This window comes from Ruminiclostridium herbifermentans (assembly GCF_005473905.2).
GTDB classification, from domain to species: Bacteria; Bacillota; Clostridia; order Acetivibrionales; family DSM-1351; genus Ruminiclostridium; species Ruminiclostridium herbifermentans.
Genome location: NZ_CP061336.1, coordinates 1,475,907 through 1,490,249 on the forward strand (window position 1 = coordinate 1,475,907; position 14,343 = coordinate 1,490,249).

At 32.9% G+C, this 14,343-nt stretch carries 9 protein-coding genes and 1 other annotated feature; of the genes, 8 read left to right on the forward strand and 1 reads right to left on the reverse strand.

What is annotated here, in order from left to right:
- Window positions 1–288 precede the first annotated feature (288 nt).
- Window positions 289–1,617, reverse strand: a complete 1,329-nt coding sequence (locus EHE19_RS06390; protein WP_137698500.1) for a DUF1015 domain-containing protein — start codon at window positions 1,615–1,617, stop codon at window positions 289–291.
- A gap of 890 nt (window positions 1,618–2,507) precedes the next feature.
- Between EHE19_RS06390 and EHE19_RS06395 the strand changes: the two genes are divergently transcribed.
- The 8 genes from EHE19_RS06395 to EHE19_RS06430 all read left to right on the forward strand — a co-directional run bounded on the left by EHE19_RS06395 (window position 2,508) and on the right by EHE19_RS06430 (window position 13,876).
- Window positions 2,508–3,041, forward strand: coding sequence for a PRC-barrel domain-containing protein (locus EHE19_RS06395; protein ID WP_137698499.1), 534 nt, complete (start codon window positions 2,508–2,510; stop codon window positions 3,039–3,041).
- Between the two features lie 268 nt (window positions 3,042–3,309).
- A complete protein-coding gene (locus tag EHE19_RS06400; protein WP_137698498.1) occupies window positions 3,310–3,483 on the forward strand; it encodes a YtxH domain-containing protein in 174 nt (57 codons plus the stop codon).
- Between the two features lie 644 nt (window positions 3,484–4,127).
- Window positions 4,128–5,177, forward strand: a complete 1,050-nt coding sequence (locus EHE19_RS06405; RefSeq protein ID WP_137698497.1) for an AI-2E family transporter — start codon at window positions 4,128–4,130, stop codon at window positions 5,175–5,177.
- A 320-nt stretch (window positions 5,178–5,497) separates the two neighbouring features.
- Complete coding sequence (locus EHE19_RS06410; protein ID WP_137698496.1) at window positions 5,498–5,860, forward strand: hypothetical protein; 363 nt, start codon at window positions 5,498–5,500, stop codon at window positions 5,858–5,860.
- 259 nt (window positions 5,861–6,119) lie between these two features.
- Window positions 6,120–6,442, forward strand: a binding site (T-box leader).
- 212 nt (window positions 6,443–6,654) lie between these two features.
- Window positions 6,655–6,900, forward strand: a complete 246-nt coding sequence (locus EHE19_RS06415; RefSeq protein ID WP_137698495.1) for a hypothetical protein — start codon at window positions 6,655–6,657, stop codon at window positions 6,898–6,900.
- Window positions 6,901–7,008: 108 nt separating this feature from the next.
- Window positions 7,009–9,660 (forward strand): valine--tRNA ligase, encoded by a 2,652-nt coding sequence (locus tag EHE19_RS06420; RefSeq protein WP_137698494.1) that lies wholly within the window; start codon window positions 7,009–7,011, stop codon window positions 9,658–9,660.
- An 840-nt stretch (window positions 9,661–10,500) separates the two neighbouring features.
- Window positions 10,501–11,826, forward strand: coding sequence for an aminotransferase class V-fold PLP-dependent enzyme (locus EHE19_RS06425; protein WP_244648386.1), 1,326 nt, complete (start codon window positions 10,501–10,503; stop codon window positions 11,824–11,826).
- A gap of 112 nt (window positions 11,827–11,938) precedes the next feature.
- Entirely contained in the window at window positions 11,939–13,876 is a 1,938-nt protein-coding gene (locus EHE19_RS06430) for an NAD(+) synthase (protein ID WP_137698492.1), read from the forward strand.
- Window positions 13,877–14,343 lie beyond the last annotated feature (467 nt).

Genomic DNA, 14,343 nt, shown 5'->3' on the forward strand with positions numbered 1-14,343 from the left:
TGTCTCCCAAAATTGACGCTGAAATAATTGAGGTGAAGAATAAGAACTTTCGCCGACTATATATCCAAGGCATTTTGTATTAATTAATACTCACAGATACTTAATTTCGCTGTGTCGGCTACATTACTTTTTCTTCACCTACTATTTCTAGAATCAATTTTTAACTGAACTTCGCAATTTGATTATATTGCTGCTGCTTACCATTTTATTGATATTGCTAATAATTTTTTTGATAAAACATAAGTATGCAGAAAATGTTGTTTTGTCACAGTTCCAGATAACTTGTATTTAGCGTATTTTTCTGCACTCTAAATAGAAACGCTTTTCTTCAGCTTCTCCCATTGAAAATGTTTTTCTTGGAAGAGCACCATCTAAAATAACTGTTTTGAATAAATCGGTTTTGTTCATTGGGGGAAGATAAATTCCCATGTTGCCAGGTTGTGTGCCAAGCTTTGTTACAACATCATCACCATGTATATAATCAATTTTTACCTCTGGATGTTCTTTCATATATGAATCTAGAAAAGTTTGTAGTGTTCCCACTTCTAGATTACTCTTAGGGTTATTTATTGTTATGCTGCCTTTTCCTGCGGAGGTAATGTAATGGAATGTATGAACGGAATTAGGCTTTGCATTTTCACAGGTGCATTTTTCATCACATGAATTATTTGAGTAAAATGAGTTAAATTGGTTTATGAGATCTTCTGAATTAACATTAAATAAAACTCTATGTATTGGCTCGAAAACAAGACCATCATCATGTACATTCACAAGTTCAACTAAAGCGTATCTTGCAGGATGATTTTGCTGCTCCTCAGATGTTAAAGTAGCCTTTACATTTTCCCAATGGCCTTTTGCTGATGCAAGAGAATGGTTCCCATCACCTACAGCAAATAGTAAAATGTCTTTGTCACAGCCAATATTGTACTTCTTACTAAAATTGTCCTTCTGGGCCAGCTTTGACAAAGCGTCTGCAATGGAAGAGATATCAGCTTCATCACATATTTTATAGCCTTTGATATGCCCTCCGTTCATCATTAACTCAAAATCATACAACTTTTCTAAGTTAGCTGATTTTTCAAAAAGTGGCTCAATAACTGTTTTATCAGGGTCATCGATCAAAACCATTATGTGAGGCAACTCAATAGGTGCGTTCTGACGGATTTTTATTCTAGGTGGCAAGCGCTCTATAACTGTACCCTCAGTAGCTCTAATAAGTGTGTTTGAGCCTTTTGTATAGTCATAACATTCCAAATCTAGTGCAAGCATTAAGCCCTTTCTAGACTGACTATGAGATGTCTTCCTGTCTACTAGGATAAAACAATTGTCCAATTCATTGATAACCTTTTCGTCTATATATTTTTTCATGTTTTCATTTATTTGTGAAATCCTGCTTTCGCTATCACCGTCTTCTAAGTATACCTCTGGGAAAATAATGCTAAGAGTGGAAGGCTTTCCACTAGTAAATTCTTCTACACTTTTCCAGTAGTCTCTCTCTGATGTATATTGGTCACAGGCTACAACTGCCCAGCTAGTAAAATCCGTTTCCTTATTTGGAAGCATAATTTTTGGAATATGTACACCTAATTGGGATAAAACTTTATTTGAATTACTCATAAAATCACCTCATAAAAATTTTTGAAAATTTGTAGCAAATTTAATTACAAACTATTAATGCAAAATAATATTCAATACTTTAACTTTTATGTAAGATTTGCTGGGGTTACCTAGATAAAAACAACATTAAACGTATAAAAATAAATTTTTGTACATGATAATGATAAATTCATTACTAATTGTGCGGACTTATTTACTTCTAAAATAATTAGATTAATATAGCCCAACACAATTAAATTTTGATATTTGTTCTAATTAAAAGTTATCTAGTAGTTAAATGGTCTTACACAAAAATACCTCTGATAAACAGATAGATTGTACTAAATAAAGCAAATAATATTATTTATCATGAGGTAAGGTGATACCACAGTGGTATCACTGTGGCATCTATCTGTAAATTTTACAATAATCTAGGTTCTAAGTCAATTTTCATATGAGTTAATATCTTACTTTTTGTTTAGTTGACTGTCCTAAAACACATCTTTGAAGTAACTTTCATGTGAGCATATGTATTCTTTTTGCTTAATGAACTGTCTTAAAATACATCTTTGGAGCAACTCTGCACGAAATTGGCAGTAATAATCTCATTACGGACTCTACTGGCACATTTATTTCGCCACAATTAAAACTATTTAGCTTTCATTGATTGTTGCGAGAGACACTATCATGATTTTCTGTTGTAAAGCTAGATTTTCTGTACATTGATATCTTGCTTCAAGAAATAGTAAGCAGAATCAATATAGTCTGATTGCTAAACTCGGCTAGAAAATGATGCTAGAAATCATTAAAAATTGCCAATATTTTTATTATAAAATGTTTGAATTATTTAAATAACTAAAACAAATAATAAACATATTATGAAAGTGATAAGTGAAATGTGGTGATTTACTATGATAAGAAAATATAGTGAGGTATTGGGCTTGCCTGTTATATCTGCAAAGAATGGAATGAAAATAGGAACACTAAAGGATGTTGTGTTTTGCAGAGATAACAAAGGTGTCCTTGCATTCATAATAGAGAAGGGAAACCATAGCTTAAAGGGAAATGTAGTTATGCTGCAGGATGTTTTAAGCCTTGGAAATGATGCACTTATTATAAATGATTCTGATAACCTTGTAGAATACAAAAGAATAAAAAAAACACCCGAAATGCTAGAAAGAATACAGCTTCGTGGTTATAAAATATATACACATTCAGGAAATGATATTGGGATAGTTAAGGATATACTTTTTGATTACAAGACTGGAAAGGTTGAGGGAGTTCAGGTTTCTGACGGATTACTTCAAGATTTGTTAGTAGGTAGAAATATTATGCCATTTCTCGGCAAAATTGAAATAGGCGAAGAGAATATCTTAGTAGATAATGAAGCAGTTGAAGAGATGATGAACACTGGTGGTGGTATCAGAAGCCTGCTGGAAAACTAATTTTACTGACTTTCACGTAAGTCTATCACTACAGAGAAATTATCAATGGTTTGTTGCCAAAATAAACCCGAAAGCATAGTTAATGTTTACATTGTGCAATTTTAAGTTGGGTATAGCAATGTTTAGCCGACTTATAACATTTAATTATAACCTAACTTACCTACTGATTTGCTAAATATGGATTCATCGCCTTATGGTTTTTAACATTCATAAGGCAATGAAAACCATTAATTATACAAAGCTTCTTTGCGGTTTAGGAGGTGATTATATGAAATTTGCAAAAGGAATACTTATTGGGGGATTAATCGGAGCATCTATTAGCGTTCTGACCAATCCGGATATAGTAGACCCTCGCATGAGAAAAAGACTTATAAAGTCAGGGAAAAAGATTGTACGTAGATCTAGTAATGTATTTGAAGACATGATACACATGTTCAGATGATTTTACAACATGAAAAGGATACCATTATTTAAATGCAAAAGAAACTATTAAAGTAAAAGAAATATTAAAGTAAAGCTACAAGAAAAGTGGATTAAAATTCAGGCAGGTCGCTGCAAAATAATAAGTCAATTTGGAAGTTAATAAAATTTGCAGATTTTTTGTTGATTATTAAGTTGCAGTGACCATTTAGCCTTCTAATTACATCATATAAACTAACTTTAACAAACCCACAAGCTTCCTATCTCTACTATTTGTGTACAGCACAGGCGAAATGGATTTTATTAATTTAAAAAATAAAGCTTGCTCTAGCATTGATTTTCCAACAGAAAAATCTGCTAATAATTAAAAAGAGGGAATCTCTGCAAGAACTTTGTGGATTTGAGTAATCAAGCAATGAATATGCACTTTTTTATAACTATATGCGTTACTTTATAGAAGACTGTGCCATTATTAATAGTTTCAGTAAAATTTTATTACATAAGTCTGTGAGGATGATGTGTTTAAATTGGAATAAAAGGACATACTTAACCGAAAGCTTAACTATATTTTTATGAAGGTTGGCTATACTGGTCCAATTGGTACTACCGGACCAACTCGAAAACATAACTATATTTATATGACGGAAGTATGCATTGGAGGATAATATGAGGAATGTAAAAAAGGCTGTATTTTACATAATATTATCAGTGTTATTTATTGGATTGGTTATTTTTGTGTATTTTTTTAGCGATAGGATTTTTAAGATTTTATCACCTCTGCTAATTGCTATTGTCATTGCATATATTATTTATCCGTTAGTTATTAAATTTGAAAGAAAGGGTATAAAAAGAAGTATTGCAATAATAGTTATTTACACATTTATTGCATTATCAATAGTCTTCTTTTCAATTTACATTATGCCTTATGTATTGGACAATGCGAAACAATTGTTCAATACATTACCTAGCATAACAAATAACTACAAAGATCTTTTTAATTCACTTGTATCAAAAATTAAGACAAGCAAATGGCCTCCTGAAATTAAAAACGTAATATTTAATGAAATAAATAATGCAACCATTCTTGTGCAGCAATATTTTTCATCTGCAATGAAAAAGTCATTGGGGGCAGTAGCTTCATCAATTGCTATTTTAATAAATATTGTACTATCTATGATTATTGCATATTATTTATTGAAGGATATTGACGGGATAAAAAGATCAGCACTTCTAATTGCTCCAAAGAGAATGCGTAATGAATTAGTCAATATTGGGCGTGAATTGAATTCTATTATATCTCATTTTATACAGGGACAATTACTTACAGCACTTATAGTTGGAATATTAGAAACATTGGGTTTATATTTTATCAATGTGAAGTATCCTTTTGTTTTAGGGATAGTAGGAGGCATTGCTAATATTATTCCCTATTTTGGACCGTTTTTAGGTGCAATTCCTGCTGTTGCAATAGCATTACTAGACTCGCCCAGTAAAGCGCTTTTTGCAGTCTTAGTTTTTATTATTGTTCAGCAAATTGACAATGCTTTTATTTCACCTAAAATTATTGAAGGGAAGCTGGGTTTACATCCAATAACTACAATTATTGCCGTGCTTGTAGGAGGAGAATTCTTTGGAATAATTGGTATGCTGATAGGTGTTCCCATAACTGCAATGCTTAAAGTTGTGTTTAAAAGAGCCATTGATTTAGTGGTATAATTAAGAGATAGTATAATTTAGAGATATATAAAAATATTGCTTAAAATCAATTTAACCATTATTATAATGTAAGAGGAATTAACTTTATTATTTCATCTACAAAAGTCAATTACTGTTCAAAATCTTTGCTTTAAGGATAATATTGTTTTTATTTTGTTGGTCTGGAATTTGATTATGACTTTTAGGAAGCTTATGCTCTAATCAAAATTATCGCTTTTAGATAATAGTAATTAACCTTTATTAGCTGGAGTATGCATTTAGTTAGTGAAATACTAGGAACTTCAAGCCAGCAATTTACTTAATATATGGAGGTAATATAAGTGAAATTTGAACGCAAGCACAGGAATATTATAATAATTGCAATAGCAGCATTCTTTATATTATATGGATTGCTTGATATGGCATTCCATTTTAATATTGATAAAGAATTAGTGGACAAGGTGTCTTGGATTCTGACCATAATTGCTGTTGCATTACTTTTCAGTGGTACTAAGCCGAAAATTAATAATTTTGATGAAGATAATAATAAACTGGAAAATGATGAAGACAAACAAAGCAATGATATTAATACAGAAAACTCTATTGAAGCTGATTCTAAAGCTGAATCAGAGAATTCTGATATGCTTATAGATGGTACTGTTGAGCAGGATAATTCTAATGGTGCTGATAATAAGGAAAATTAGAATATAAAGATTAGAATATGAGAAGTTTTCTTTGATAAAATTTAGTATTGTCACTACTTGACAGAGCCTGATATATTATATATCATTATTTCTAAGCATTTATTATGATTTCTGGATTTAAAATGAGATTTTTTAATTGTATAAAATTTCATTAAGTCAGAAGTGTTATTAAAGAGGCGGGAGATATTGTTTTTTATTGTAAACTAATTGGTTCCCGCAACTTATAGAAGTGGAGGATATTTACTTTCCTCGTAATATTTTAAAAGTAATGAACAAGAGGAGTAGACAGTTGATTTTCCATAGAGAGGAGCCGCTGGGTGAAAGGCTCTGAATTGATGCTGTTGAAGGTAGCTTGGGAACTCCGCACTGAAATATTGTATTAATTAGGCAAAAATTTTAGTTGATTTTTGTGACACAGCGTAATATGCAATATATACGATATAGTAGGCTGCGGCGGGTTGCGAACGTTAATCGTTTTGAGATTCATTTGGTAAATCTGATAGAATTTATTCTGATGTATTTTTCTATTGAGATTAACTAATGAAATTTTGGTGGTACCGCGATATTGCTTTCGTCCAAATACTGGATGAAAGCTTTTTTGATTCTTACAGAAGTTTAGGCTTTAGTTAGCAACTAGCTACAAAATTAAAAACTGGTAAAGTCACATAAACATTAAGCTTCTTGAGTTGTATAGTAATTTTGTGGAAGTTTATATAAGGGAAAAATAAGAAGGAGGGAGGAATCCATGCTTAAGATAAATGAACTTTTATAACAGCGAGCATGGTCACATAATTATGAAACTAATTGATATAGTAGCATTAATAATATTGGCAGTTGGATTTGCTATAGTGCTTTTGTCTAAAGTTATAGTCAATAAATTTAACTTGGTTGAAAAGCAGGAATGTAAGTATGCAAGCGAATTATCTGAGGAAGAGTTACAGAATTACAAGCTAAATAAAGCCTCATTTAATATGAAATTAACAGGATTGATAATAACAATTCCTGGATTTGTTTTATTAATATTTTCTAATAAAATTTAAACAACTTAATTTGAAGCAACCTAATTTAATTAAGCTAATTTAATACAACCTGTAGTATCTAGATAATTAATAAGTTTATAATATATAAAATAATTTGGAGGGAAGATTATGGATGAACAACAAAACATAGCAAAACAATATGATCCTAGTCAAGTTGAGGATAGACTTTATAAAAAGTGGATGGATGAAGGATATTTTCATGCGGTTCCAGACAAAAATAAAAAGCCCTATACAATTGTTATGCCACCACCAAACATTACTGGCCAGCTACACATGGGGCATGCCTTAGACAATACGCTACAAGACATTCTTATCAGAACAAAGAGAATGCAGGGCTATAGCGCATTGTGGCTTCCAGGAACAGATCATGCTAGTATTGCTACTGAAGCGAAAATTGTTGATGCCATGGCAAAAGAAGGTATCACAAAGGATATGATAGGCCGTGAAAAATTCCTTGAAAGAGCATGGGAATGGAGAAGGGTTTATGGCGGAAGAATTGTAGAACAGCTTAAAAAACTAGGCAGTTCATGTGATTGGGAACGTGAACGTTTCACAATGGATGAAGGATTATCAAAAGCAGTTCAGGAGGTATTCTTAAAGCTTTATGATAAGGGACTCATTTACAAAGGTGAAAGAATAACTAACTGGTGTCCTAAATGTAATACTTCAATTTCTGACATTGAGGTTGAATATGAGGAACAGGCAGGACATTTCTGGCACATAAAATATCCAGTAAAGGACAGCGGCGAGTTTGTTATAATAGCAACAACACGTCCTGAAACACTATTGGGAGATACAGCAGTTGCAGTAAATCCAGAGGATGATAGATATGCTCATTTGGTTGGCAAGACTCTTATTCTTCCGCTTGTAAATAAGGAGATACCTGTAATTGCGGACTCCTATGTTGACAAGGAATTTGGTACAGGTTGTGTTAAAATTACACCTGCCCATGACCCAAATGACTTTGAGGTTGGTTTAAGGCATGATTTACCTGTAGTAAGAATCATGGATGACAACGCAATAATGAATGACAATGCTGGTCAGTACAAAGGCCTTGACAGATATGAAGCTAGAAAGAAAATGGTAGAGGATTTAGAAAAGCTTGGTTTGCTTGTTAAAATAGAAAATCACTCTCACAATGTTGGTACTTGCCAAAGATGTAGAACAGTTATTGAACCATTCATTTCAAAGCAATGGTATGTTCGCATGAAGCCGTTGGCAGAGCCTGCAATAGAAGCTGTTAGAAGTGGCGCAACTAAGTTTGTACCTGAAAGATTCTCAAAGATTTATTATAACTGGATGGAAAATATTCAGGATTGGTGTATTTCAAGACAGCTATGGTGGGGACATAGAATACCTGCATATTACTGTCAGGAATGTGGACATATGATGGTTCAAGGAGATGCACCTGATAAGTGTTCTAAGTGTGGAAGCACTAAGCTTGAACAAGATCCTGATACACTTGATACATGGTTCAGTTCAGCCTTATGGCCATTCTCAACTTTGGGCTGGCCTGAAAAGACAGAGGATTTAGAATATTACTATCCTACAGATGTTCTAGTTACAGGATATGATATCATATTCTTCTGGGTTGCAAGAATGATATTCTCAGGTGTAGAGCACATGAAGGAGACACCATTCAAATATGTATTTATACATGGTATTGTTAGAGATGCCCAAGGAAGAAAGATGAGTAAGTCACTTGGAAATGGTATTGACCCACTTGAGGTTATAGCTCAGTACGGTACTGATGCATTGAGGTTTGCTCTAGTAACAGGTAATTCACCTGGAAATGATTTGAGATTCTCAACTGAAAAGGTAGAAGCTGCTAGAAACTTCGCAAACAAGGTTTGGAATGCTTCAAGATTTGTATTGATGAATTTTGATGAGGACTTGGATTTCAGCAAGGTTGATAAGAGCAAATTTACCATTGCCGACAAATGGATTATGTCAAGAATAAACACAGTAACTAAAGAGGTAACTGATAATATTGATAAGTTTGAATTAGGTCTTGGTTTGCAGAAAATATATGACTTCATTTGGGAAGAATTCTGTGACTGGTATATTGAAATGGTTAAGCCAAGACTCTATGACAGAGAAAGTGAAGGAAGACTGGAAGCACAGTATGTTCTGAACTTTGTTTTAGGAAATGCTATGAAGCTGCTCCACCCATATATGCCTTTTGTAACAGAGGAAATCTTCACTCATCTTATAAATGATGGCAGAAGCATAATGATTTCAGAATGGCCGAAATACAGTGAAGAATTAAACTTTGCTGCTGACGAGGCAAAAATGAAAACTATTATGGATGCAATAAGAAATATTAGAAATATTCGTGCAGAAATGAATGTTCCGCCTGCAAAACGCGCAAAGATGATATTTGTAGCAGCTGGCGCAGATGAAAAGGCTACTTTAGCAGAGGGAGAAGCTTTCTTCCAAAGATTAGCAGGTGCTTCAGAAGTAGTGGTACAATCTGATAAAGAGGGTATTCCTGCCGATGCAGTTGGAACAGTTATTGCTGGAGTTGAAATATTCATTCCTCTTGATGAACTTATTGATTTTGAAAAGGAAATTGAGAGACTGACCAAAGAAAAGAAAAACCTTGAAGGCGAGCTAAAGAGAGTTAATGGAAAGCTTAACAATGAAGGCTTTATATCAAAGGCTCCAGCTAGTGTTATTGAAGAGGAAAAAGCAAAGAGAGAGAAGTACCAAGACATGTACGACAAGGTTGTTGCAAGGTTGGAGAGTTTAAAGAAGTAAGGAGAACATTTATAAAAAATAATTTATTTACGCTTGGTTAGGCAATAATATTTGCATAAAAACGTGATAGAATTGGCTGTTACAAAACTAAATATATAGCTTTGTAGCAGCTCTAATTTTAAGATTCACTGAGAATCTATAAATTCAAATAGCAGAATATTTATACTATACCTTAAGTTGTAAGGTTGTACTATGAGGAAAAGCTTTGAAGTCAAAACAAGGAATAAGAATGGTCTTTAGGATGGTTAAAGAATAATCTTTGGTTTGAGAATGAGGTGTTTCCTAGCTTAAAGTCAATTGTAAATCAGTATTTGAATGGAGTAGATTTGAATGGAGTAGAATCAAGAAATAAATTCATCAACAGAAAACTGCTTAAATAGTACTTCAGTGCAATAGATATATATTGCATGGGAGTACTATTTATAATATGTGATATATTATTTCTTGTTATGCATCAGCAAAAGTCTGAGAATGAATAGTGCTAGTTCTTAGTACTTACTAATTCCTGCAATTAGCAAACATAATTTTTGAATGAACTTATATCTTACAGTAACCGATTAACCCTCCCCCTAATATAATGTTATTATGGATACTTTTAGGCGTGGAGGTTAGCATAAAAAGAATTAGATTATGTTAAAAAAACTATTTGCGTAACCTCCACAATAACAACAGCATTTTTATGGTCAAAATTAGGTGCGGAGGTTTTTTATGTATAATAATTTCACAGGCAATCAGTTTTTATCTAATGCAAATCAATTTGGAAGAGGCTTTGAGAAAAGTATTAATTCTCAAGTAGCAGGCGGAAATCAAAGTTCAGGCAGATTAAATAAATATAGAAGCATGATAGTGGGCGTTAATACCAAAGTTCCCCTTGATAATGGTACATATACAACAGCAATTAATTTTGACAATGCTGCAACAACACCACCTTTTTATTCTGTAGAAAAGGAAGTTAGAGATTTTTTGCCCTGGTATTCCTCAATACATAGAGGACGGGGCTATAAATCCATGTTGTCCACTGAGGTTTACGAGGCTGGGCGAGATATTGTCAAAAGCTTTGTAAAGGCTGACAATAAAAAAGATATTCTTATCTACACAAAGAACACTACTGACTCAATAAATATGCTGGCTTTTATATTAAGTCAAGAAAAGGACGGCAGAGATGTGGTGTTGTCTACATGGATGGAGCATGCAGCAAATGATTTGCCGTGGAGAGATAAATTTACTGTTGACTATATAGAAGTAGACCAGTTTGGAAGGCTTTCGCTCGAGGATTATGAAGAAAAACTGAAAAAGTATAAAAACAGAGTAAAGCTGGTGACAGTGGCAGGTGCATCAAATGTTACTGGATACATAAATGATATACATTTAATGGCAGCAATGGCACATAGAAACGGGGCCAAAATTCATGTTGACGGAGCGCAGTTAGTACCTCATGTTGCTGTTGATATGAAGGATTTTGAAAGTGATGAGCATATTGATTATTTATCATTTTCTGCTCACAAAATGTATGCACCTTATGGATGTGGAGTACTAATAGGACCTAAGACTACATTTGAAGATTGTATTCCATGCTGTGTGGGAGGAAGTATTATAAAACTTATTACTCATGAGCGTATTTGGTGGGAAGAGCCTCCTCAAAAAAATGAAGCAGGCTCACCAAATCTTATTGGAATAGTGGCAATGGTTTCGGCAATAAAAACATTGTCAAAGATAGGTATGAGTAATGCTTACAATGTAGAAAAGAACCTTCATGACTATGCTTTCAGCAAAATGAAAAGCATACCAGATATTAAGTTTTATAGCAGCCCGGATAAACAGGAAACAATAGGTGTAATTCCATTTAATATAGAGGGAGTGCATCATTCATTAATGTCAGCTATACTTTCCTATGAAGCTGGTATTGCTGTGAGAAACGGTTATTTCTGTTCACATCCTTATTGTGAAAACTTACTTGGCTTATCTGCAAAGGACATGGAGGATTTAATGAATGATTCTGCTTCATTATTTCCCGGGATTGTAAGAGTAAGCTTTGGAATATATAATGATCATGCTGAAATTGATAAACTGGTTTGCTTCTTAAAGCAAATAGCTAGTAATAAAAAGTATTATATTGATAAATATAGCAATTCAAGGGGACGCTATAATATTAAAAATGAAGTTTAGAGATAATTTTCTATATACAACAAAAACATAAATATGTTACACTAAATTGAGGCAAATTAAGAGGTATAATAAAGATATAAACTTTACTCAAATAGATATATTAGGTGATTAAATGAATTTTGGATTTGTAAGAGTTGCAGCAGCGATACCAAAATTAAAGGTTGCAAACTGCGAATATAATACAGCAGAAATAATTGAAAGTGCTAAACAGGCTCAGACAAAGGGTGCACAATTTGTTGTGTTCCCTGAGTTGGCTATAACGTCATATACTTGTGGAGACCTTTTTTTACAGAAGACGCTCCAAAATGATGCAATAAATAGCTTAAAAACAATACTTGAAAAAACAAAAGGTTTAGATTGTATTTTATTAGTTGGTATGCCACTACTTGTAAATAGTAGATTATATAATTGTGCAGTTGTTATACAATCTGGAAAAATTTTAGGCATAGTTCCCAAAAGCTTTATACCCAATTATAGTGAATTCTATGAGGTAAGATGGTTTTGCTCTGGAATGGATTCTCACAATGAAAATATTAATTTACTTGGACAAGCTGTACCCTTCGGAACAGATTTGCTATTTGAAGCAGAGAATATGAATGGCTTATGCTTTGGAATAGAAATATGCGAGGATCTTTGGACAGCAATACCTCCAAGCAGTTATCAAGCTATTAATGGTGCGACATTATTATTCAATCTGTCTGCAAGTAACGAAATTGTAGGTAAGCATGAATACAGGGAAAGTATCATAAAAATGCAGTCGGCAAAGTGTGCTGCTGCATATGTTTATACTTCATCTGGAGTAAATGAATCCACTACTGACCTTGTTTTTGGAGGTCATGCCTTGATTAGTGAGTATGGGGTGGTGCTTGCCCAATCAGAGAGATTTTCTTTTGACCAACAATTGATTATTAGTGATGTTGATATAGATAGAATGGTCAGTGAAAGATTAAAGAATTCTTCGTTTACACATAGGACTGAAAGTATTCAGTTCCGAAAAGTTTTATTCAGTGTGAGAGAGCCAAATAATTCTGAAGTTAAGAGAACTTTTGATCCACTTCCTTTTGTACCTTCAGAACTCAGCATTAGAAATAAACGCTGTAATGAGATATTTAACATCCAGACATCAGGATTGGTGAAGAGGCTTAAACATACAGGAATAGACAAGTGTGTCATTGGAATCTCAGGTGGATTGGATTCTACACTGGCTTTATTAGTTATTGTAAAGGCATATGATAGATTGGGAATTGATAGAAAGAATATACATGCTATAACAATGCCTGGTTTCGGTACTTCTGATAATACACTTAACAATTCTCTTGAATTGATGAGGTTAATGAATGTAACTACATTCCAAATAGATATTAAAGAAGCATGTATGAAGCATTTTAATGATATTGGACATGATCCTGCTGTCTATGATGTGACTTATGAGAATGTACAAGCAAGGGAAAGAACTCAGATACTTATGGATATTGCAAATAAAATAGGTGGTCTGGTTATTGGTACTGGAGACCTTTCTGAACTTGCGCTTGGATGGTGTACTTATAATGGTGATCATATGTCTATGTATGCAGTTAATTCGGGAGTGCCTAAAACACTTGTTAAATATTTGGTTCAGTGGGCTGCAGATTATGTGTTTAAGGATGAAACTAGTGAAGTGCTTAAAAGCATTATAGATACTCCAATTAGTCCTGAATTACTGCCTACAGATGATGCTGGTCAGATACAGCAGAAAACTGAGGATATTGTTGGACCCTATGAACTGCATGATTTCTTTTTATATCATTTTGTAAGGTACGGAGCTCAGCCTTCAAAAATATTTGTTATGGCAAAGTATGCTTTTGAAGGAAAATATACAGATGAGGTTATTGATAAATGGCTCAGAACCTTCTTAAAAAGATTTTTTAGTCAGCAGTTTAAGCGCTCTTGTTTGCCAGATGGGCCAAAGGTTGGTTCAATCAGTCTTTCACCTAGAGGAGACTGGAGAATGCCAAGTGATGGTGATGTGAATTCCTGGCTCAAGGAATTAAAATTGAACTTATTTATTTAATTAAAAGGGGTAATGGAAATGCATAAAAAATGGGTTAAATATGTAGCGATTGTATTGGTTGTTATATTTTTGCTTACAACAATTGGGTCGGTGGGATTTTCTTTATTTGGATATTAATTAAAGTTTAATTTATTCAGTTAATTTAGAGACAAAATTATTTGAACAGTTTTAATGCTAAAATCATACTAAATTAAATTTTAAACGTATACTATAAGGCATTATTTTATTAACAAAAATTAACATAGTGTTAATGAAATTTTATTCATAAAATGTGTATATTTTTATATAATAAATAGAATTTGCTATAAAGCCGAATGTTCCATAGTTTCAACTTTTTAGATATACGCATTATATAGAATTAGGATACAAAGTATAAATAGTATTTTCTGAATAAAATAAAATTAGTTATTTTTACCCATTTAATATATTTTGTTTTTATATTAAAATTAGCTTGTATTATTATGTTG